At 70.5% G+C, this 22,150-nt stretch carries 16 protein-coding genes and 1 riboswitch; of the genes, 5 read left to right on the forward strand and 11 right to left on the reverse strand.

What is annotated here, in order from left to right; all coding sequences use genetic code 11:
- Window positions 1-18: 18 nt before the first annotated feature.
- The 3 genes from cobM to cbiE are packed head-to-tail and all read right to left on the reverse strand — an operon-like array spanning window position 19 to window position 2,467.
- On the reverse strand, window positions 19-783 hold the full coding sequence (gene cobM, locus BUF17_RS05915) for a precorrin-4 C(11)-methyltransferase (RefSeq protein ID WP_073626556.1): 765 nt from the start codon (window positions 781-783) through the stop codon (window positions 19-21).
- Complete coding sequence (locus BUF17_RS05920; RefSeq protein ID WP_244530777.1) at window positions 780-1,244, reverse strand: cobalamin biosynthesis protein; 465 nt, start codon at window positions 1,242-1,244, stop codon at window positions 780-782. Before BUF17_RS05920 ends, cobM begins: the two co-directional genes overlap by 4 nt.
- A complete protein-coding gene (cbiE, locus tag BUF17_RS05925; RefSeq protein WP_244530778.1) occupies window positions 1,241-2,467 on the reverse strand; it encodes a precorrin-6y C5,15-methyltransferase (decarboxylating) subunit CbiE in 1,227 nt (408 codons plus the stop codon). The genes BUF17_RS05920 and cbiE overlap by 4 nt, the downstream gene beginning before the upstream one ends.
- On the opposite strand from cbiE, the gene BUF17_RS05930 reads away from it, so the two are divergent.
- A complete protein-coding gene (locus tag BUF17_RS05930; RefSeq protein ID WP_084564236.1) occupies window positions 2,451-3,377 on the forward strand; it encodes a cobalt-precorrin-6A reductase in 927 nt (308 codons plus the stop codon). The genes cbiE and BUF17_RS05930 overlap by 17 nt on opposite strands.
- Here BUF17_RS05930 and BUF17_RS05935 read toward each other — a convergent pair.
- The 6 genes from BUF17_RS05935 to cobW all read right to left on the reverse strand — a co-directional run bounded on the left by BUF17_RS05935 (window position 3,332) and on the right by cobW (window position 11,748).
- Window positions 3,332-4,156, reverse strand: a complete 825-nt coding sequence (locus BUF17_RS05935) for a precorrin-3B C(17)-methyltransferase (RefSeq protein WP_073626557.1) — start codon at window positions 4,154-4,156, stop codon at window positions 3,332-3,334. The genes BUF17_RS05930 and BUF17_RS05935 overlap by 46 nt on opposite strands.
- Entirely contained in the window at window positions 4,153-4,914 is a 762-nt protein-coding gene (locus tag BUF17_RS05940) for a precorrin-2 C(20)-methyltransferase (RefSeq protein WP_073626558.1), read from the reverse strand. The genes BUF17_RS05935 and BUF17_RS05940 overlap by 4 nt, the downstream gene beginning before the upstream one ends.
- Window positions 4,911-5,546 carry a precorrin-8X methylmutase gene (locus BUF17_RS05945; protein WP_073626559.1) on the reverse strand — a complete coding sequence of 212 codons (636 nt, stop codon included), beginning with the start codon at window positions 5,544-5,546 and terminating at the stop codon, window positions 4,911-4,913. The genes BUF17_RS05940 and BUF17_RS05945 overlap by 4 nt, the downstream gene beginning before the upstream one ends.
- A 270-nt stretch (window positions 5,547-5,816) precedes the next feature.
- Window positions 5,817-7,172 (reverse strand): precorrin-3B synthase, encoded by a 1,356-nt coding sequence (gene cobG, locus BUF17_RS05950; RefSeq protein ID WP_073626560.1) that lies wholly within the window; start codon window positions 7,170-7,172, stop codon window positions 5,817-5,819.
- The gene (cobN, locus tag BUF17_RS05955) at window positions 7,169-10,651 is read right to left on the reverse strand and encodes a cobaltochelatase subunit CobN (protein WP_073626561.1); all 3,483 of its coding nucleotides are present in this window, start codon (window positions 10,649-10,651) and stop codon (window positions 7,169-7,171) included. The genes cobG and cobN overlap by 4 nt, the downstream gene beginning before the upstream one ends.
- A gap of 47 nt (window positions 10,652-10,698) precedes the next feature.
- The gene (cobW, locus tag BUF17_RS05960) at window positions 10,699-11,748 is read right to left on the reverse strand and encodes a cobalamin biosynthesis protein CobW (protein WP_139282434.1); all 1,050 of its coding nucleotides are present in this window, start codon (window positions 11,746-11,748) and stop codon (window positions 10,699-10,701) included.
- 153 nt (window positions 11,749-11,901) lie between these two features.
- Window positions 11,902-12,161, reverse strand: a riboswitch (cobalamin riboswitch).
- 148 nt (window positions 12,162-12,309) lie between these two features.
- On the opposite strand from cobW, the gene BUF17_RS05965 reads away from it, so the two are divergent.
- The 4 genes from BUF17_RS05965 (at window position 12,310) to BUF17_RS05980 (ending at window position 17,835) form a co-directional block, all read left to right on the forward strand.
- Window positions 12,310-13,491 (forward strand): DUF3734 domain-containing protein, encoded by a 1,182-nt coding sequence (locus tag BUF17_RS05965; protein ID WP_073626564.1) that lies wholly within the window; start codon window positions 12,310-12,312, stop codon window positions 13,489-13,491.
- A gap of 168 nt (window positions 13,492-13,659) precedes the next feature.
- Window positions 13,660-14,400 (forward strand): acetoacetate decarboxylase, encoded by a 741-nt coding sequence (locus BUF17_RS05970; protein ID WP_073626566.1) that lies wholly within the window; start codon window positions 13,660-13,662, stop codon window positions 14,398-14,400.
- A 236-nt stretch (window positions 14,401-14,636) separates the two neighbouring features.
- A complete protein-coding gene (locus BUF17_RS05975) occupies window positions 14,637-15,845 on the forward strand; it encodes a substrate-binding domain-containing protein (RefSeq protein WP_073626568.1) in 1,209 nt (402 codons plus the stop codon).
- 127 nt (window positions 15,846-15,972) lie between these two features.
- On the forward strand, window positions 15,973-17,835 hold the full coding sequence (locus BUF17_RS05980; protein ID WP_073626570.1) for an ABC transporter ATP-binding protein: 1,863 nt from the start codon (window positions 15,973-15,975) through the stop codon (window positions 17,833-17,835).
- Between the two features lie 94 nt (window positions 17,836-17,929).
- On the opposite strand, the gene BUF17_RS05985 is transcribed toward BUF17_RS05980, so the two are convergent.
- Entirely contained in the window at window positions 17,930-19,357 is a 1,428-nt protein-coding gene (locus tag BUF17_RS05985; protein ID WP_175563621.1) for a methyl-accepting chemotaxis protein, read from the reverse strand.
- 463 nt (window positions 19,358-19,820) lie between these two features.
- Window positions 19,821-21,752 (reverse strand): acetoacetate--CoA ligase, encoded by a 1,932-nt coding sequence (locus BUF17_RS05990; protein WP_244530779.1) that lies wholly within the window; start codon window positions 21,750-21,752, stop codon window positions 19,821-19,823.
- Between the last annotated feature and the right edge of the window lie 398 nt (window positions 21,753-22,150).

The raw sequence follows: 22,150 nt of genomic DNA on the forward strand, positions 1-22,150 counted from the left end.
GCCCACGCGGGCCCGCCATCACGCCCCCTCCCCGCCGCGGAAGCGACGGCGATAATCGGGATCGTAGAGCGCGCTGTCGCGGAAGCCGGACGCGCCGAGCGCCTTGCCGACCATGATCAGGGCGGTGCGCTCGGCCGGTTCGGCGGCGAGCCGCGCGGCGATGTCGCCGAGCGTGCCGCGCAGCACGCGCTCCTCCGGCCAGGTGGCGCGGACGACCACGGCCACCGGGCAATCGGCACCGAGCACCGGGGTCAGGTCCGCGACCACGCGGTCGAGCGCATGAATGGCGAGGTGGATCGCGAGCGTCGCGCCGGTCGCGGCGAAATCGGCGAGCCGTTCTCCCGGCGGCATCGCGGAAGCCCGCCCCGAGACCCGCGTGAGCACGACGCTTTGCGCCACTTCCGGCACCGTCAGCTCGCGGCCGAGCACCGAGGCGGCGGCGGCGAAGGCGGGCACGCCCGGGGTCAGCGTATAGGGGATGCCGTGGCGCTCCAGCCGCCGGATCTGCTCGGCAACGGCCGAATAGACCGAGAGGTCGCCGGAATGAAGCCGGGCGACGTCCTCGCCGTTGCGCGCGGCGGCGACATATTCGGCCTCGATCTCGTCGAGGCTCATCGGCGCGGTATCGACGAGGCGCGCATCCGGGCGGCAATGGGCCAGCATCTCGCGCGGCACGATGGAACCGGCATAGAGGCACACCGGCACGCGGGCGAGAATGTCGCGACCGCGCAGGGTGAGAAGATCCGCCGCGCCGGGACCCGCACCGATGAAATGGACCGTCACGCCTCGCCTCCTTCGTCGCCGGCCGCGGACGCGTCACCCGCGCCGTGCGGGCTGGCGACGACTTCCGCCAGCGCGCAGGTCGCCCCGCCGACGGCGATTCTGGGGCCAAGCAGCCGCGCGCCACCGCCGGCGGCGGCGAGGGCCGCGGCTTCCGACACCGAAGGCACGCCGAACAGCGCCACCACGCGCGGCGACTGCGTCATCGTCTGGCCGGACACCGCCGCGAGGCCCGCATCCGCCACCGCGACCAGAGGCAGGCCGAATGCGGCGGCCGCCTCGACGATGCCGGGCTCCAGCCCCTTGGCGGCCGGCGTCGCCACGACGGTGACGGCCCCGAGGCTGCGGTTCGCCCGCTTCAGCGCCGCGTTCAGCGCCGCCGCGACATCCGCCGCCGCCACGCCGCGACGTCCGCCGACACCGGCGACCAGTCCTGCCCTGCTTGCGCCACGCGTCTTCTTCACGAACCCGTCCCCGTCGCCGAGCCGGCAACCCAGCTCCATTGCGTCACCGGCATTGCCGGCCGCCACGCCGTCATGTCGCCCACCGGTGACGCGCGGGCCACCGACAGGCGCACGAGTTCGCCGCCGAGCCGGGCGTGGAAACCGATCAGCAGCGTCTCGGTCTCGAGCGTCACCGCGTTGACGACGAGCCGGCCGCCACGGCCGAGGGCGGCGATGCCCGCTTCGATCACACCGGGCTCGCTGGCGCCGCCGCCGATGAACACCGCGTCCGGCGGCTCCAGCCCCGCGAGCGCGGCGGGGGCTTCGCCCGTCACGATCTTCAGCCCGGGCACGCCGAAGGCCGCGGCGTTGCGGGCGATGCGCTGGGCCCGTTCGGGAACGACCTCGACGGCGATCGCCGAAAGGCTCGGATCGGCGAGCATCCATTCGATCGCCACGGAGCCGGCACCGGCGCCGATATCCCACAATCGTTCGCCGCGGCGGGGCGACAGTGCGGAGAGCGTCACCGCGCGGATCTCGCGCTTCGTCAACTGCCCGTCGTGCTCGAACAGGCGATCGGGGAGGCCGGGCGCGCGGCCGAGGATGCGGGCGCCGGGAAGCGCCTCGGGCTCGATCGCCACCACGTTGAGACCGTCGATGGCTTCGAGATCGAACATCTCGGCCGTCGCCGTTCGCACCCGTTCGCGCGGACCGCCAAGCGCTTCGAGCACCGTCAGCCGCGACGGGCCGAACCCGGTCTCGGTCAGGAGCGCGGCAAGCCGTGCCGGCCCGGTGCCGTCGGAGGTGAGCGCGACGACGCGCCGGCCGGGGTGAAGGTGTGGCCGGATCAGATCCGGATCGCGGCCGTGGACGGAGACGACCGTGACGTCGTGCAGCGGCCAGCCGAGCCGCGCCACAGCGAGGCTCGCCGCCGAAGGCGCCGGGATCACGGCGATCTCCGCAGGCGACACCGTGCGCATCAGGCTCGCGCCGACGCCGTGGAAGAAGGGATCGCCCGAGGCGAGCACCGCGACCCGACGGCCCCGGCAGGCGGCGACCGCCTCGATGGCCCCGGTGAACGGGCTCGGCCACGGCCGCGCCTCGCCGCGCACGAGGTCAGCGGCGAGCGCCAGATGCCGCCGGCCGCCGAACACGATCTCCGCGCCCTCGACGAGCGCCCGCGCAGCCGGCGAAAGCCCGGCGGCGCCGTCCTCGCCGATGCCGACGATGGACAGCCACCGCATCGGCGCGGCATTGTCCGCCGTCTCCGACGGCCGGGTTTCGGCCCGGAGAGATCCGGAGGACGCAATCGATCCGGAAGACATCATCGAACCGGAAGGTCCCGTCATCGTGTCGACGTCAGAGGGCATCGCACGCCTCCTCGTGCTCGGGGGCACCACCGAGGCACGCCAGCTGGCGGCGCGGCTGGCGATGCGCCCTGATATCGCGGCGACGCTGTCGCTCGCCGGACGGACCATTGCCCCGCTCACCCAGCCCGTGCCGGTCCGGACCGGCGGGTTCGGCGGTGTCGAGGGCCTCGCGACCTATCTGGCGGAGCATGGCATCGACCGGCTGATCGATGCCACCCATCCGTTCGCCGCCCGCATCTCCGCCAATGCGGTGGCGGCCGCCCGGCTTGCCCGCGTGCCGCTGCTCAGGCTGGAACGGCCGGCCTGGACCATGGTTCCCGGCGACCGCTGGCGGCCGGTTTCCTCCGTCGCCGCGGCCGTCGCCGCGCTCGGCACCGGGCCGCGCCGGGCGTTCCTGGCGCTCGGCCGGCAGGAACTCGGCCCGTTCGAGGATGCGCCGCAGCATGCCTATCTCGTCCGCAGCGTCGATCCGGTGGAGCCGCCGCTCGCCGTGCCGCACGCGAGCTACGTGCTCGGCCGCGGCCCGTTCCGGGAGGAGGACGACCGCGCGCTGTTCGAGACCCACGGCATCGACGCCGTTGTCGCCAAGAACAGCGGCGGCGAGGCCACCTACGGCAAGATCGCCGCGGCGCGTGCGCTCGGGATCGAGGTATTCCTGATCGGACGGCCGACGCTGCCGCCGGCCGAGATCGCAACCGATGTGGAGGCGGCGCTCGGCTGGATCGACCGCGGCGGCACTCACGAGGCGGCCTCCGCCACCGTCGCCGCGGAACGCGGGCTGTAGACCAGCGGCGGCCGGCCGGGCCGATCGATCACCCGCGTCTCGCGGCTGCCGACGATGACGAGCGTCGCCATATCGGCACCGAACGCCTCGGCGGCCGAGGTTGCTTCGGCGATGCGGCTGACCGAGAGCCGTTCTCCGGGGCGGGACAGTGCGCGGCCGAAGATCACCGGCACATCGGCGGGCAGCACGCTTCCCAACGCCTCGAAGGCGGCACCAAGCTGCCAGGGCCTTGCCCGGGAGATCGGATTGTAGAGCGCCATGGCGAAGCCGGCTTCGGCGGCGGCCCTGAGCCGGGCTTCGACGAGCGCCCACGGCTTCAGATTGTCCGAGAGCGAGATCACGCAGAAATCGTGGCCGAGCGGCGCGCCGGCCCGGGCCGCCACCGCGAGCGCCGCGGTGATGCCGGGATGAACCGCGATCTCGATCTGCCGCCAGGCCGCCGGACCGGCTTCGACGGCCTCGCAGACCGCGGCCGCCATGGCGAACACGCCGGGATCGCCGCCGGACACCACCGCCACCCGCCGGCCCTCGGCCGCAAGCCGCAGCGCCGCCTTCGCGCGATCCAGTTCCTCGCGATTGTCGGAAGCCTCGCACCGCTGGCCGGGCGCCAGCGTCAGCCGGTCGAGATAGGGTCCATAACCGAGGAAGATCTCGGCATCGGCGACCACGGCGCTCGTCGCCGGTGTCACCAGCGCGGCGTCACCCGGTCCGAGGCCGATGACATCGAGCCGGCCGCCCGCCTGCGGCGACAGTTCGGAGCCGGAGAGCGGAGACGTCATGGTCGCCCTTCCCAACCCGGCACCAGCACGAGGGAAAAGTAGGGCGCGCCTTCGTCCGGCTGATCGACGAGCCGGCGGCTGGCGCCGTCCGCCATGGTGCCGCGCTCCACATAGAGCGCGCGTTCGAGCTTGCCGACCCGCATCAGCGCGCGGCGGACCTTGGGCAGGTTGCGGCCAAGCTTCATGATCACCGCCGCTTCGCCGCCGGCGAGATGGCGCACGAGATCATCCTCGTCGAGCGTGCCGGGAAGCACGGTGAGGACGTCGTCGCCCTGGACGAGCGGCAGGCCGGCTTCCGCGGAACAGCCGGAGAAGGCTGTGACGCCGGGAATGACCTCGGTGCGGTATCGGCCGGACAGCCGCACATGCAGGTGCATGTAGGAACCGTAGAACAGCGGATCGCCCTCGCTGACGACCGCCACCGTGTCGCCGGCATCGAGCGCGGCGGCGACTCGCGCCGACGCATTGTCGTAGAAGGCGGCGATGGCGGCGCGATAGTCGGGGTGATGGCGGTGGATCTCCGTCGTCACCGGATAATCGAGCGCGAGCACACGGACACCGGGCCTGACGTGGCCGGCGAGCGCGGGATTGGCGAGGATGGTCGCCGCGCGGCCCGCATTGCCGGCCTTGGCGAAGCAGGCGATGACGTCGGCGGAGGCGAGCACCCGCACCGCCTTCAGGGTGACGAGTTCCGGATCGCCGGGGCCGAGGCCGACGCCGTAGAGCCGCCCGGGCGCGGTTTCGAGCGCCGCGCTCATAGACCAGGCCTCGCCAGCGCATTGAGGGCGGCGGCGGTCATGGCGCTGCCGCCGAGCCGGCCGGAGACGATCAGGAACGGCACGCCGCGCGAGTCGGCGGCAAGCGCCGCCTTGGATTCGGCCGCACCGACGAAGCCCACCGGGATGCCGAGGATCGCCGCCGGCTTCGGCCAGCCTTCATCCAGCCGCTCGAGCAAGTGGAACAGCGCCGTCGGGGCGTTGCCGATGGCGACGACCGCTCCGGCGATGTGCTCGCGCCACAGCTCCAACGCCGCGGCGGAGCGTGTCGTGCCGAGGCTCGCGGCGAGCCCGGGCACGGCCGGATCGCGCAGGGTGCAGATCACCGCGTTCTCGGCCGGCAGCCGGGCGCGGGTGACGCCGTGGGCAACCATCTCGGCGTCGCACAGGATCGGCGCGCCAGCTTCGAGTGCGCCGCGCGCGGCGGCGACGAAGCCCGGCGAGAACACGAAATGGCGCGCGGCCTCCACCAGTCCGGCGGCATGGATCATGCGGACGGCGACGTCGGCCTCTTCCGCCGAGAAGCGCGACAGATCGGCCTCTTCCCGGATGATGGCGAACGAACGGCGATAGATCGCCTGCCCGTCGCGGATATAGTCGAAGCCGTCGGCCATCACGCGCTTTCAGTCTTGTCTTCGGCCACGCCGGGCCGTTCGGCCGGCGTCCGGAATGTGTTCGCCGGGGCTGGGACATCCCGGTGTGGGGAGACCGTTCCGGACCGCAAATGCAAGGACATCCATCGGGGCCGATCTGGCCCGGACGGCATCAAACCCGAAAAAGGTAGAGGCGAACGCCGCCGGCAACGCAAGGACTTCCGCGCCGCGCTCCCCGGCAAATTCTCGCCGTTCCGGGCGCCGGAAGACCCCGCCGGCCGGCCAACGACCTCACCACGCATGACGCAGCACCGCGTCGACGATCTCGCTCTCGGCGATCGGGCCGGAAAGGGAGCCGGCCGGCCCGATCACCGCCACGCCGTCCTCATGGCCGACGAAGGTCAGTGCCGCCGCCTCGCCGCCGGCGCAGGCCTTGGCGCATCCGGAGAGGTGGACGGAAAAATCCGGCCCGAGCCGACCGTGCGCCGCTTGCGCGACCGCGGGGGCCAGCGCGCGAGCGGCGAAGTGGGCGGAGGCGCACCCCGGCGCACCGGCGCAGGCCGCCACGAAAAGCCGCGGATCGTCCGGCCGGACGATGAGGCCGAGCGCCTCGCCATGGGACGCCAGCGCACGGGCGGCATCTGCGCCGAGCGAGGCGATCACCAGCCCGTGGTCGGCGGCAAGCCGGGCCTCGGTCGCGCCGAGGCCGATGGCGCGCCGGACGAAGGCCGCCAGCGCCCCGGCCGTGCAGGCCCCGAAGGCCGGCACGATTCCGACCGCGACGAGACCGCCCCGAACGGGATGCAGGCCGGCCGGGACGGCGCTTGCCAGCGCTGCGGCCGGCGATCCCCCGATGATGCCGGGCTGGACCGCGCCGGCGGCGACCGGCAGCAGGAATGGCGCCAGCAACCGCGCGGCGTCCGCCACGGCGCCGGCTTCGGCAAGCCAGGATCGCGCGCGGGCGGCGCGGCCGCGCGCGGCAAGCCGCTCCAGGACGGCGACCGCCGCCGCGACGGCGGCGGTTCCAGAAACGGCGCCGAAGACGGTCTGGTCGCGGGCGGGGCCGCCGAGACCGAGCACCCAGACATCCGCCTGTCCCGGAACAGCCGACAGCCGGAGATCGGCGGCCACCGTTGGGAAGCCGAGCCGGGCTCCGCCATCGATCACCAATGTGGCCTTGGGGGCGAGCCGGTCCGCGAGACCGCTCCCGGCAACGGCGTCTGCGATCCCGCGTGCGAGCGGGCGCGGGTCCACAGCGGCGGTGGGGTCGAGGCCGGCGAGCGGGTCCGTCAGGATCGCAGGCGCCTCGGCAATCTCGATCGGCAGCGCGCGCACCGCGTCCGCGAACGAAGCCGCGCCGGCCGCGTCGAGCCCGCGCACCTGAAGGCTGGCGCGGCGGGTGATCTCGACGATGCCGTTGCCATGGCGGCCGGCGGCATCGAGCACAGCCCCCAGGGCTTCGAGACCGATGGCACCGAAGCGCGGCATCAGGCGGGCGATCAGCCCGTCGCCCGTCATCATCGGGCGGTCGAGGGCCGGACAAGCGCCACGGCGCGCTCCGGACGACGGCGCAGTGGTGTCGGGGCCGGGCGTTCCCGCCTCAAGAGCGGAAGACTGGCTGGCAAGGAAAGACGGTGACCGGGTCATGACGCCACCGCCCGGGCAACGCGGCCGTCGGCAGCGCCTCCGCGCGGCGCCGTTCCGTCGTTCGCGCCACGCCGCAGCAGCGCGAGATCGTGCTCCACGTCGTTGCGACGGGGATGCCAGAGGCCGCGCCGGCGGGCGTCGTCGAGCCGCCCGGCGATGGCAAGGCCGGCGGCCGGATTTTCCCGCAGGATGAAATCGCGCACGACGGGATCGGCGACATAGGCCTCGTGGACGAGGTCGATCAGCGCGGTCGGGACTGCGTCCGTCATTTCCGCGAACGCAACGAGGCGGTCGACGGTTTCGGCGAACTCCGCCGCCCCGCGCGGGCCGTGGCGCATCTGGCCCGCGATGAAGCGCGGGCTCGTCGCACGGCCGCGCACGACGCGGGCGAGCGCCGCGCCCAGCGGCCGGGCGCGGGGGCGGGCCGGATCCGTGGTGTCGAGCACGACGAGCGCAGCGGCGTTGCCGAGCGCCTCGGCCGCTGCCGCGAATCCACCGAGGAAGCTCGCATCCGCGGTGCCTTCGAGAAGGTCGCGGCCGGGGTCGTCGCCGACATGGACGAGACCGTCGGCCGAGGCCACCCGTTCGGCGAAAGCGTCGGGAGCCGGCACCATCCGCTCGTCGGCGCCGAAGCCATGGGACGATGCCGCGAGATAGGCCCGGCCGATCTCGCCGCGATCCTGCCAAGCACCGGCGGCGACGACATCCTCGACGCCGGCGCCGTAGGTGCCCGGTGCCGAGCCGAACACGCGCACCAACGCCGACGGGTCACCGGTGGCCGCGGCACGGCGGCTGGCGGCGAGCGGATTGTCGTCGTCCGGCTCGTCGCGCTCCGCGACTGCCTGCACGGCGGCATCCATCAGCGCGATCTGCGCCGGGAACAGGTCGCGAAACAGGCCGGAGATCCGCCAGGTAACGTCGACGCGCGGCCGGCCGATCACGGCGGGCGGCAGCACCTCGATGCCGGTGACGCGGCCCGTCGCCCGATCCCACAACGGCCGGCAGCCGAGGAGCGCCAGTCCGATGGCGATCTCCTCACCCCCGGTCCTGAGCGTCGCCGAGCCCCAGAGATCGAGGACGAGCGCACGCGGATAATCGCCCTCTTCCTGCAGATGGCGGCGCACGATCTCGTCGGCCGCCCGGCGGCCGAGTTCCATCGCCGTTTCGGTCGGCAGGCCGCGCGGATCGGCGGTGACGAGGTTGCGCCCGGTCGGCAGCACATCGCGCCGCCCGCGTGCCGGCGCGCCGGCCGGGCCCGGAACGACGCGCCTGCCATCGAGCGCGGCGAGCAGCGCCTGCCGCTCGTTGTTGGTGGAGCGCAGCCGCTCCGGATCGTCCGCTTCGGCACCGGCCCGGGGCATACGGCCATAGACGTGCAGTCCGTCCTTGATCGCGAGTTCCTTGACGTCGCAGAGCCACGCATCGATGCGCTGCAGGGCATCGGCAGCATCGCTTGCCCCGTCGAGACCGGCTTCGCCGGCGAGACGCGCCTCGCGGGCGGTTTCGACGATCAGCGCGGCAAGGCGGTCGCGGCGACGCGGATCGAGGCCGTCCGCCATGGCGTATTCGTCGACGAGGCGTTCGAGTTCGCGCGCCGGGCCATCGAGTTCCGCACCGACCAGCGGCGGCGGCAGGTGGCCGAGCGTGACCGCGGCGACGCGGCGCTTCGCCTGGGCCGCCTCGCCGGGATTGGAGACGATGAAGGGATAGAACACCGGCATTTCGCCGAGGAGAATGTCGGGAAAGCAGCCGGCGGTGAGCGCCACCGCCTTGCCCGGCAGCCACTCGAATGTGCCGTGGGCGCCCATGTGCACCACGGCATCCGCGCTGCGACGGAGCCACAGCCCGAACGCGAGCAGGGCATGGCGCGGCGGCAGCACAGGGTCGTGGTAGTCCGCACGGCGGTCGGAAGACCGGCCACGGTCCGGCGGCAGCGCGACGGCGACGTTGCCGGCCACGAAACCACGGAAGCGGAACGTGCCGTCGACCGCATCCGGGTCGGCCTCCGGCGGCCCCCATGCCGCCTCCACGGCAGCGCGGGATGCGGGATCGAGACCCGCAAACCACGCGGCATAGTCCGCGAGCGCGACGGCGGGCGTTTCACCCGGCACCGGCATCCGGCCTTCGAGCATCGCCACGAGGTCGCGCGCCGTCGCGGGACGGTTGCCGGCTCCATAGCCGGCGGCCTCCAGATCGTCGCAGAGCGCGAGCACGCTCGCCGGCACGTCGAGGCCGACGGCATAGCCGGTGCGGCCGGAGACGCCGGCATAATCGGGCAGCACGATCGCGACCCGCCTGCGCGCGGGCGGCAGGCCCCGCAGCGCCACCAGCGCGGCGATGCGCCCGGCGACGCGGGCCACCCGATCCGGCTCCGGCACATTGCGGAAGGCGGTGAAGCCGGGGCCGGCGGCCGTCGGAGCCTCGTCCTTGAACGACAAGGGGCCGGCAAGCACCCGGCCGTCGATCTCCGGCAGCACGACGTGCATGGCGAGGTCGGATGCGCCGAGCCCGCGACTGCTTTTCGCCCACGCCTGCCTGCGGGTGGTGGCGATCACCGCCTGCAGCACGGGCACGCCGGCCGCTTCGAACAGCGCGGCCGCTTCGTCGCCCGCGGCGAAGGCCGTGGCGGTGACGATGGCGGCGGGAGAGAGCCGCTCCATCGCCTCGCGCACGAACGCGCAGGCGCCGGCATCCTTCAGGCTCGATACGAACAACGGCGCGGCCGCAAGTCCGCGCGCCTCCAGCGCCGCGACGAGGGCGTCGACGGGCGCGACGTCCGCCGCGATCCAGAGCGCCCGATAGAACAGCACGATCACGACCGGTCGACCGGCCGGCAGCACCGCCGCAAGGTCGTCGAGCGGGCACGCGCCCCGCTTCGGGTGATAGCCGGACGCCCACGGCACCGGCGCCGGTGGAGCGATGGTTCCGGCCGGGACGACGAAGCCCGCGTCCTCGCAAAGACGGCGCGCGAGGCTGCGGAGATTGGCGGCGCCACCGGCGGAGAAATAATCAGCCAGCGCGGCCAGACGATCGGGTGACAGCGTGGAAATCGCGTCGAGGCGAGGATCGTCGCGGCCATCGGCCGGGATCACGGCGAGGGCGATGCCGGCCTCACGGCTCAAGGCCGAGAGCCGTTCAAGCCCGTAGCGCCACCAGTCGAGCCCGCCGAGCATGCGGACGATGATCAGGCGCGCGTGACGGGCGGTGCGGTCGATCCAGAGATCGACCGACATCGGATGGGCGAGATCGGCAAGCTGCACGAGACGAAGCGCAGGACGCCGGGCCCCTCGCGGTTCGGTTTTCGCCGAACGGGCCTCTTCCGAGTTGACCTCGGCCGTCCAGGCCTCCCAGCCGGCGCCGAGGGCGGTCAGCTCGCCGTCCGAATATGACATCACCACCACGTCGCCCGGCGTCTGGCCGAGATCGACGGCAGCCGTCATCTCGTCGAGGCCGCGGGCGGTGGTGGCGATGAGGTGCATGATGCCAGGGGCTCTTTGCCGGGGGTCTCTTTGCCGGTCTCTCGGCGTCAGCCGGCGAGGGCGCGCGCGACGGCGTCGCGGTCGAGCCCCTTCAGGCCGATGACGACGAGGCGGCCGTCGCGTGCCTCGCCCGCCTTCCACGGCCGGTCGAAATGGTGGCCGACGCGGGTGCCGACGCCCTGGACCACGAGGCGCATCGGCTTGCCGGCAACCGAGGCGAACCCCTTGACGCGAAGCGCGGGACCGGCCGCCGCCGCGGCCGCCACGCGCCGGGCGAGGTCGGCCGGATCGGACACCTCGCCGATCGGCAGGGCGAAGCTGTCGAACTCGTCGTGGTCGTGGTCTTCCTCGTCGTCGTGATGGGTGCGGCGGTTCTCGATCTCGTCTTCCACCCCGACGCCGAGGCCGAGCAGCGCGGCGGCCTCGATGCGGCCTTCGGCGACCGGCACCACGGCGACCGGACGATCGACGCCACTCTCGGCGAGCGCACCGTCGATGGCGGCGCGGGCGCGGGCCAGGCCGTTCTCGTCGAGAAGATCGGTCTTGGAAAGAATGATCAGGTCGGCGCAGGCGAGCTGATCCTCGAACACCTCTTCCACCGGATCGTCGTGGTCGAGCGAGGCATCTTCGGCACGCTGGCGGGCCAGCGCCTCCTCGTCGGCCGCCACCTTGCCGTCGGCCAGCGCCGCGCCGTCGACCACCGCGACGACGCCGTCGACCGTGACCCGGCCGCGGATTTCCGGCCACTGGAACGCCTGCACCAGCGGCTTCGGCAGGGCGAGGCCGGAGGTCTCGATCAGGATATGCTCCACCTCGGGGCGGCGCGAGAGGATGGTCTCGATCGCCGGGGCGAACTCGTCGGCCACCGTGCAGCACAGGCAGCCGTTGGCGAGTTCCACCACGTTCTCTTCCGGGCAAGTCTCGTCGCCGCAGCCCTTGAGAAGTTCGCCGTCGATGCCGACGTCGCCGAACTCGTTGACGATCACCGCCAGCCTGCGGCCGTGGGCGGTCTCAAGCACGTGGCGGATCAGCGTGGTCTTGCCGGAGCCCAGGAAGCCCGTGACGATGGTGCAGGGAATGCGCGCGAGGGTTTGCATGGACATCCTTCGGATCGCACCGGGCCAGCCGCCGATGAGGCGATCTTGTCGCGAGGTGCGTCAAGGACCGACGCCGGTTGCGAGGCCGGCAACCACCGAGCCCGAACGTCCAGCCGTCGTCTGCATCCCGAGGCACCCCGCCCGGCACGCATCCCGATCGTTCGGCCGGCGGCAGGTCTCCTGGCTCGCGGCGTTCCGGCGATCCGGCGCATGACGCCGTCCGCCGCCCCCCGCCGCCTTCCCGGCCGCTCCACCTCTAAAGAGATGGCACTAACGCCAGTGGCATCTTGGCGAGGGCTCGCCGCCTACAGTTGCGGGGGCAGCTGCGGCATCGGACAGCACCGCTGTCCAGACCGCATTCCCTTTTCACCCGGAGGCTCTCGCCCACCGGGACCGTCGGCAAGGCCACTAAGGCGCCACCGGCCGGCCTTGTCAACGCACGCGCGCGCCCGGCAGCCTTGCGCCGGGCTGCGGCGCCTCGCCCGCGGCCCGGCAGCAGGGTATATTTGACACATATTTGTGGCTATCATCGCCGCCACGCCAATATCGAAGGAGCCCTAGGTGTTCCAATTCAAGCCCGGCAAACGGCAATCGGTTGAAGACTTCTCGGCGGTCCGCAAGGAAGTCGAGGCGAACTACAAGAACGTGGTTCTGGTCTTGCAGGGAGGCGGCGCACTGGGGTCGTATCAACCGGGCGTCGCGGAAGTCCTGTCCGAAGTCGGTCTCGACATCACCTGGGTCGCGGGCATTTCCATCGGCGCGATCAATTCCGCGATCATCGCCGGCAACCCGCCCGAGCGGCGCATAGACCAGTTGCGCGCATTCTGGGACCTGGTCACGAGCCGGGTGCAGTGGCCCTTCATCCCCTCGGGCGACGCCGCGCGCAGCATGTTCAATCAGCTGTCGTCGTTCTCGGCGCTCGCCTTCGGCCAGCCCGGCTTCTTCGAACCGCGCTTTCCGCCGCCGCAGTTCCAGCCGCCCGGCTCGATCGAGGCGCTCAGCATCTACGACACCACGCCGCTGCGCAACACGCTGGAGACGCTGGTCGATTTCGACTATCTGAACGAGAAGAGCCCGGTGCGGCTTTCCGTCGGCGCGGTGAACATCCGCAGCGGCAACTTCGTCTATTTCGACAGCCGCGAACGGCGCATCCGGCCGGAGCACATCATGGCCTCGGGCTCGCTGCCGCCGGGATTTCCGCCGGTCGAGATCGAAGGCGAACTCTACTGGGACGGCGGACTCGTTTCCAACACGCCGCTGTCCTACGTGCTGTCGCGGGCACCGCACGACCGCTCGCTGATCTTCCAGGTCGACCTGTTCTCGTCGACGGGCAACCGCCCGCGCACCTTCGCGGAGCTCGGCGAGCGGGAGAAGGACATCCAGTTCTCCAGCCGCACGCGCCTGAACACCGATATGTTCCGCCAGATGCAGCGCTCGCGGCGCGCCGTCGGCGCGCTTCTCGACAAGCTGCCGAAGGAATTCCACGACATGCCGGAATACAAGGAGCTCGCGAAGCTCCGTATGAAGGCGGAGGTGAACATCATCCACCTCATCTACCGCCGCCACGGCTACGACCGCGAGTTCAAGGACTACGAGTTCTCGCGCAATACCATGGTCGATCACTGGAACGCCGGCCGCGACACCATCATGCGCACGCTGCGGCATCCGGAGTGGTTCTGCCCGCCGACCGAGGCCGACGCCGGCGTCGTCACCCACGACATCAACCGCGACGCCGACGACTGATCGGCGGGCGCCGCCCGGCGCCGGCAACGGCACACGCCGCGCCGCGCCGCAGCGCCTTCGTGGGCCGGAGCAAAATGCCCGCCCGCGCGAACCGTGCCTTCCCCCCGGATGCCCCGCCTCCCCGGTCCGCATCCGGCCCGTCCACCGCCTGCCCCGCTGGAGCACACGATGATCAGTGAAGACGAAATCCGCCAGAAGGCCTTCGCGATGCCGTTCACCAGCCCGGCCTATCCGGTCGGGCCGTACCGGTTCATCAACCGCGAGTTCCTGATCGTCACCTATCGGACCGATCCGGCCGCGCTTGCCAAGGTCGTGCCGGCGCCGCTGGAAATCACCGATCCCATCGTCAAGTTCGAGTTCATCCGCATGCCGGATTCGACCGGCTTCGGCGACTACACCGAATCCGGCCAGGTCATTCCGGTGAGCTACAAGGGCAAGCCCGGCGCCTACGTGCACGCGATGTATCTCGACTGCGAGCCGCCGATCGCCGGCGGACGCGAACTCTGGGGCTTCCCGAAGAAGCTCGCCAACCCCAAGCTGACGATCGAGAAGGAGACGCTGCTCGGCAATCTCCATTTCGGTCCGGTCAAGCTGGCGACCGCCACCATGGGCTACAAGCACAAGACGCTTTCCGAAGCCGATGTGATGGGCGCGCTGACCGCCCCGAACTACCTGCTGAAGATCATCCCCCACGTGGACGGCAGCCCGCGGATCTGCGAACTCGTGCGCTACCACATGACGGACATCGTCTTCAAAGGCGCCTGGACCGGCCCGGCCGCGCTGGAACTGTTCCACCACGCGCTCGCTCCCGTCGCCGACCTGCCGGTGCTGGAGGTGCTGAGCGGCGTTCATATCGTGACCGACCTCACCCTCGGTCTCGGCGAAGTGGTGCACGACTACCTCGCCTGACGCACGTCTATCCTGCCTGACACACTTGCGGCTGCCGCCAAGGTGGCAGCCGCCCGTTCCCGATGTGGCGCTGCCGTGTGCCGCCGCGCCGGGACCGAAAGAACGGTGGGACCGCGGGAACGACCCGGCCCGCGGTCGCATCCGCTGTCCGGTGTGCTTTGCCGCCTTGATCCCGCGCGCGCGCCGGACCAGAGTGCGCCGCCGACACCATGCCGGCGTTGCGGAGCCCTGCCCCGATGATCTCCCGCCTCACGACATCCCGGACCTGCGGCGCCCCGGCGAACGGCCGCGGACCGGCCCGCACGGGCGATGCCTATGCCCCGGTCCGCGCCCATGCCCTCCGGCTCGTCCGCGCCGCCGCTGCCGCGCTGATGCTCTCCGTCCCGCTGGCGATGCCGGCCGCAAGCCCGGCGCAGGCACAGGCCAACCGTCCGGACACCGCCGCCCGCTCGGTGGTGACGGGGGCCGGCTCGACGCTCGTCTTTCCCGCGATGTCGCGCTGGGCGGCGGGCTTCCAGCAGAAGACCCACATCCCGGTGAGCTACCAGCCGAACGGCGTCGCCTCCGCCCGCTCCCAGATCGACGAAGGCGCGATCACCTTCGCGCTGACCGATGCGCCGTTCAGCGCGGCCGATCTCGACAGCTACGGCTTCGTGCAGTGGCCGCTGGTGTTCGGAGCGGTGGTGCCGGTCGCCACGGTTCCGGGCGTGTCGCGGCTGGAGCTCGACGGCGACACCCTCGCCAACATCTTTCTCGGCCGCATCACCCGTTGGTCGGATCCGGCGATTGCCGCGCTGAACGGCGGCATGAAGCTGCCGGACATTCCGATCGTCGTCGTCAGCCACGAGCACGAGGGCGGCGGATCGACCATCGTCTTCAACCGCTATCTCTCCGTGGCCAGCAAGGCCTATGCCGATGCGCTGCGTTCCGCGCGCGGCAAGGTGCCTTTTCGCGGCGAGCCCGTGCTGTCCACCGGCGACCTTGGCGTCGCGGTGACCGTGGCGGCGACGCCGGGTGCGATCGGCTACACCGATTTCGCCGACGCCACCGCCTCACGGGCGCCGATCGTGGCCTTGCGCACGCCGACCGGCACCCTGACCGCCAGCCCGGAGAGCTTCACCAAGTCCGTGGCGACGCTGACCGCGGGCTTGAACGGCGGGCTCGGCTTCGCCGACCTCGTGATCGACCCGGCGAAGGTCGACCCATCGTCGATCGGCGGCTGGCCGATGATGGCGACGACGTTCGTCGTCATGGATGCCGTGCCGCAGAACCGCGACAACGCCGTCGCGGCCTTGCAGTTCTTCGACTGGATCTATCGCTCCGGCGGCGAGATCGGCGGATCGCTCGGCTACGTTCCGGCACCGCAGAACCTCGTGGAGGCGGTCGAGACGCTATGGACCAGCGCGATCATCATCGACGACGTGCCGCTCTGGCCGCCGAAATGAGCCGCGTTGCCGGCGGCTGGCCCGGCATTGCCAAACCCGGCCGATTCGTCCATACGCTCCGCCGGCCCGTCGTTCGCCGGCCCGCGGACGGCGCGGCAGGCAGAGAACAAGGAGCCGGCGGCCCGCGATGAAGCAGCGTGACAGCGCCCAGGGCACTCCCTCCAAGGCCCTCAAAGCCCCTCCCCTTCGTGGCGAAAGCCTTCCCTTGGCCGCACGGCTCTGGCGCAGCCATATCCGCGCGATGTGGCCGCAGCTCATCATGGTGCTCGTCGTCACGGCGATCGCCGCCGGCACCACCGGCCTCTATCCGCTGATCATCAATCACGCCTACGACGCCTTCACCGCGCGCGACAGCGTGCGCATCGCCTATCTGCCGGTCGCCGTGGCGCTGGTGACCATCGTCAAGAGCGTGGCGCTCTACGGCCAGGTGGCGCTGACCAACCGGGTGGCGACCCGCATCGAGACGGAACTCCAGATCGAGCTCTACGACCATCTCGTCGCCGCCGACGTCGCCCGGCTGTCGCGCGAAACCCCGGCCGCACTGACCCAGCGCTTCACCACGGACCTCGGCTTCATCCGCGAGGCCCTGACGCGGGCGACATCGAGCCTGGTGCGCGACGTGCTGACGCTGATCTCGGTGTTCGCGGCGATGCTGTGGCTCGACTGGCAGCTGTCGCTGATGTCGCTCGTCATCGTGCCGTTCGCGGTGATCCCGATCCAGCGCATCGGCAAGCGGGTGCGGCGGGTGACGACCACCACCCAGGAACAGATGGGCATGATGGCCGGGCTCGTGTCCGAGAGCTTCGGCGCCGCCCGCGTGGTGAAGAGCTACCGGCTGGAGGACTATCTCCGGACCCGTGCCAACACGGTGTTCGAGGTCATCCGCAAGCTGAAGATCAAGACGGCCGACCAGCGCGGCCGGGTGGAGCCGGTGCTCGAGGCGCTCGGCGGCCTTGCCGTCGCGCTCGTGCTGGCCGTGATCGGCTGGCGCATCGGGTCCGGCGCGTCATCGGTCGGCGAGTTCACCGGCTTCGTCTCGGCGCTGCTGCTCGCGGCACAGCCGCTGCGCGGCATCGGCAGCCTGAACACCATCCTGCAGCAGGGCTTCTCCGCGCTCGACCGCGTGTTCTCGGTGATCGACGAGAAGGCGACGGTGGTCGACAGTCCGGACGCCGCGCCGCTGGCGGTCTCATCCGGCGCGATCCGCTTCGAGGACGTGCGTTTCCGTTACCCGGACGGCACGCTGGCGCTCGACGGGTTCGACCTCTCCATCGCCGGCGGCAAGACCACGGCCATCGTCGGGCGCTCCGGCGCGGGCAAGTCGACGCTGTTCGGCCTGCTTCCCCGGCTTTACGACATCGAGGCCGGCCGTATCCTGATCGATGGGCAGGACATCCGCTCGGTGACGCTCGCCAGCCTGCGTCAGGCGATCGGCGTCGTCACCCAGGAGGCGGTGCTGTTCGACGACACCGTGCGCGGCAACATCGCGCTCGGCCGGCCGGGTGCGGACGATGCCGCCATCCGCGCAGCCGCAGAGGCCGCTGCCGCGGATCGCTTCATAGCCCGCCTGCCGGAGGGTTACGACACCCAGGTGGGCGACCGGGGCGCGCGGCTTTCGGGCGGCGAACGCCAGCGCGTGACCATCGCCCGCGCCTTCCTCAAGGATGCTCCGATCCTGCTGCTCGACGAAGCCACATCGGCGCTCGATTCCGAATCCGAGCATCTCGTCAAGGAGGCGATCGACCGGCTGTCGCAAGGGCGCACGACGCTGGTGATCGCCCACCGGCTTTCCACCATCCGCGCGGCGGACTGCATCGTGGTGCTGGATCAGGGGCGCGTCGCCGAATCGGGGACCCACGACGAACTGATCGCCAGAGGCGGCCTCTACGCGAGGCTTCACCGGCTGCAGTTCCAGGCCGGGCGCGACGACGACGGACGCGACGAGGACGGGCGTGACACCAACCCGGAGTCGGAGATCGCGCCCGCCTGAAGCGCATTCCGGCACGGAGCCTGCCGAGCGCCATCGTACCGGCGCCGCCGGTTTCAGGCCTGCCCGCATCAGGGCAACCTGAACGGGATATGCGCTAGGCGCCGTTGAGGAGCACGGCCACCTCGTTCTCGAGGTGGCCCGAGAAGCCGGTGACCTCGTCCGCCACGGTACGCGCCGACAGCGCCACCGTGCGAATCTCCGCCGTTGCGTTGGAGACACCGACGATCATGTCGCTGACGCTGCGGTTCGTGGCAGCCTGCTCCTCGACTCCCGCGGAAAGCACCACCAGAACGTCGTTCATCTGGCCGATATAGTCGGCGATTTCGGCGACCGCGCTTGCCGCACCATTGCTGGTGCTCTGAATGGCGGCGATCTGGTCGCGGATGTCGCGGGTGGCCTGGGCGGTCTGGGCTGCGAGCGCCTTGACCTCCTGGGCGACCACCGCGAAGCCCCGACCGGCGTCGCCGGCCCGTGCGGCCTCGATGGTGGCATTGAGCGCGAGCAGGTTGGTCTGCGAGGCGATGGCCTCGATCAGCACCGTGACGGCGCCGATCAGCTCGATGCTGTTGGCGAGAGACCCCACACGCTCGTTCGCGGATGCGGCCTGCTGCACGGCATCGCGCGACATGCCGGTCGCGCGCCGGATCTGGCTGGAAATCTCCTCGAACGAGGCCGACATCTCCACACCGGCGGACGACACGGCCGAGGCGGATTCCTCGGCCGCCTCACTGAGCTTCAGCAGCCGGCCGCTCGTGGTCTGCATCTCGGCGGAGGTATCGTTCATCGCCTGGATGACACCGCGCACGCTGTTGGCGACCTTGATGCTCTCGGTCACGAGCGACCACGTCACCATCGGGCGGAGATAGGCGCCATCGTCATTCCTGATCGCGACGACGTGCAGCCGCAGGGTGTCCGCCCCAACCTTGATGTCGGCCACATGGGGCAGGTTCTTCGGATCGGCCAGCATCGCGCGGATGCGGCCGGGCACCTTGTGGAACACGTCGATCGATGTGCCGATGAGGTCGTCGGCTTTGATCGGCAGGTCGTTCTCGACCAGCCGCAGCATCTCCACGCTGGTACGGTTGGCGTAGTCGATGCGGAAATCGGTGAGGTCGCAGGTCATGACGTTGACCGGCACGACCTCGATCATGCGGCGGAACAGTTCGTTCTTCCTGTCACGCTCGACCCTTGCCGTGACGACATCCCACGTCAGCTGCACGGCGCGGCACTCGCCGCGGGCACTGCGCACGGCCGAAAGGCGGAACTCCAGGATTTCATCGCCGAGTTCCACCTTGACGGCACCGGACGGGGCGGTCGCGGCGATCAACTTCCGGCGAGCCGCCGCATCGGACGGAATCAGGCCCGGAAAGAGGTCGAGTGACGAGCCGACCACCGCCTCTGGTCGGACCGGAAGCACCGCTTCGAGCGTCTTCAGAAGACAGCGCGCCTGTGCGTTCGCGTAGACGATGACGAAGCGGACGGGATCGCAGAGCAGGACGGCGACCGGCAGGTCGTCAAGCACGGCGGTATCGACATCCGCAGCGCTCGAGGCCCCGCGGAAGGCTATAAACGACTCCAAACCCATCTTAAGACCTCATACCCGCCAGTCCTTATCCTGGACGACGGTCATTCCAAACCCCAGGCCCTCGCAGTAACAGGCAAGCAGTTTGCCAGCGCGCGCTTTATCGGCCGCTTCTTGTGGGTCTTAATATACAGAGAGGCGAAGATTTTAATATCGACAAGTCGGTCGAAGCTTACCCGAGGCTTGTAGAGACAATGCAACCATCTTGAAGAGATGAAAACGCGGTAGTTGCATATCAAGGAGGCGCAGCAGCAACCATTCGCCGGGGTCTGCCGGCGCGGTTCCGACGCAGAATTCGGTAAGCAAGGCCGCCCGTCTGCCGGGCGGACTGGCAGATCTTGAAATGCCTGGCATTGCGGCGCTTTCACGCCGAAACGCCGGCCCCTGAAGGTTGCGAGCCGACTCAGCTCCTGAGGGCTTCCAAGTCGCGATAGAGCTCCAGCGCCTCCGGATTGGCGAGGGCTTCCTTGTTCTTCACCTCACGGCCGGCGACCACGTCACGGACGGCGAGTTCGGTGATCTTGCCGGACTTGGTGCGGGGGATATCGGCCACGGCCAGGATCTTCGCCGGCACATGGCGCGGACTGGCGCCGGTGCGGATCTGGGTGCGGATGCGCTTCTCGAGCGTCTCGTCGAGCACCACGCCCGGCCCGAGCCGCACGAACAGCACGATGCGGGTATCGCCGTCCCAGTCCTGCCCGATCGCGATCGCCTCCAGCACCTCCGGGATGATCTCGACCTGCTCGTAGATCTCGGCGGTGCCGATGCGCACGCCGCCCGGGTTCAGCGTGGCATCCGAACGGCCGTAGATCACCACGCCGCCATGGCGGGTGATCTCGGCGAAATCGCCGTGGCACCAGATACCCGGGAAGCGCTCGAAATAGGCCGCGCGGTAGCGGGCGCCGTCCTTGTCGTTCCAGAAGGCGATCGGCATCGAGGGCGCGGCCCTGGTGCAGACGAGTTCGCCCTTCTCCTCGAAGACCCGCTGACCCTGATCGTTCCACACCTCGATCGCCATGCCGAGGCCGGGGCGCTGGATCTCGCCGCGCCACACCGGCAGCGTCGGCACGCCGAGCACGAAGCAAGACACGATGTCGGTTCCGCCCGAAATCGAGGCGAGCTGCACGTGCGGGGCAATGGCCTCGTACACGAACTCGAAGCTTTCAGGCGCCAGCGGCGAGCCGGTGGAGGCCATCAGCCGAAGCGTCGAGAGATTGTGGGTCTCGCGCGGACGGGCGCCGCTCTTGTGGAGCGCGTCGATATATTTCGCCGAGGTCCCGAACAGCGTCATGCGCTCGGCCTCTGCATAGTCGAACAGCACGGTGGGCGTCGGATGGAACGGCGATCCGTCGAACAAAAGCAGCGTCGCCTCGGCAGCGAGGCCAGAGATCAGCCAGTTCCACATCATCCAGCCACAGGTGGTGAAGTAGAACACCCTGTCGCCGGAGCGGACGTCCGACTGGAGGATGTGCTCCTTCAGGTGCTGCAGCAGCGTGCCGCCGACCGAATGGACGATGCACTTCGGCATGCCCGTCGTGCCCGACGAGAACATGATGTAGAGCGGCTGCGCGAAGGGCACGCGCACATATTCGAGTTCCCGATGCTGGTAGGGCTTGATGAAGTGATCGAGCGACGTGGCGCGCGGCACGTCGGCGGCCACGGCCTCTGCGATCTCGAGGTAGGGCACCACCACGACCGCAGCGAGGGTCGGCAGCTGCTCCGCCACCGCCTTCACCTTGGATGCGACCTCGATGCGTTTTCCGGCGTACCAGTAGCCGTCGCAGACGAACAGCACCTTCGGCTCGATCTGGCCGAAGCGGTCGAGAACGCCGCGCTCGCCGAAATCTGGCGAGCAGGACGACCAAGTCGCGCCGAGCGAGGCCGTCGCCAGCATGGCCGCCGCGGTTTCCGGCATGTTCGGCATCATGCCGGCCACGCGATCGCCGATGCCGACGCCGGCTGCCTTCAGAGCCTGCTGGAGTCGCGAGACGAGCTCGGCAAGCTGGCGCCAGCTCAGCCGGCGGTTCACCTTGTCCTCGCCACGGAACACGATGGCGTCACCATCGTCCGATCGCCGCAGCAGGTTCTCGGCGAAATTGAGCCGGGCATCGGGAAAGAACTTCGCACCGGGCATGGCGTCATCAACAAGGCGGCGCTCGCCCTTGTCGCCAACGACCCCGCAGAACTCCCAGACGAGATCCCAGAATGCCGCGCGATCTTCGATCGACCAGGCGTGCAGGGCATCGTAATCGGGCAGCGGACGGCCGGCGACCTTCTCCGCCTCGGCCGCGAAATGCGTCACCGCGGCGTCGGCGATCTGCTTCGCCGTGGGCATCCACAGCGGCTTCTCGTCCGACGCTGTCGTCCCGGATCCGGCCGTCGAATGATGATTCATGGTGCTACCCGGACGTTCCTCGATGATCTGGACGCGCGGCCCGCGGCCAAGGCGCTTCAAATCCTGCCTCGTCCGGCGACGCGGCAGGCTCCTCACGTTCACTGACGACGTCTTGTATCGCACGGGTCACGAAACCCGGCGAACGACGCTTCTTGATTCTGAAATAACATTCGCGCCCCGCCCCCCTCAAGAGCGAGACGGCGAAAGGCGGCGGAACGGGTGGCGGGTGCAATGCGGCCTCCGCTCCGCGCGGACGCCCCGCCACAGTCGTCGCCTCCCTGCCGCGCGCGCGGGACGCGGCGAGGGCGGACGACGCCGACAGCGCGACGGATCGGGAG

Source organism: Pseudoxanthobacter soli DSM 19599 (assembly GCF_900148505.1).
GTDB lineage: Bacteria > Pseudomonadota > Alphaproteobacteria > Rhizobiales > Segnochrobactraceae > Pseudoxanthobacter > Pseudoxanthobacter soli.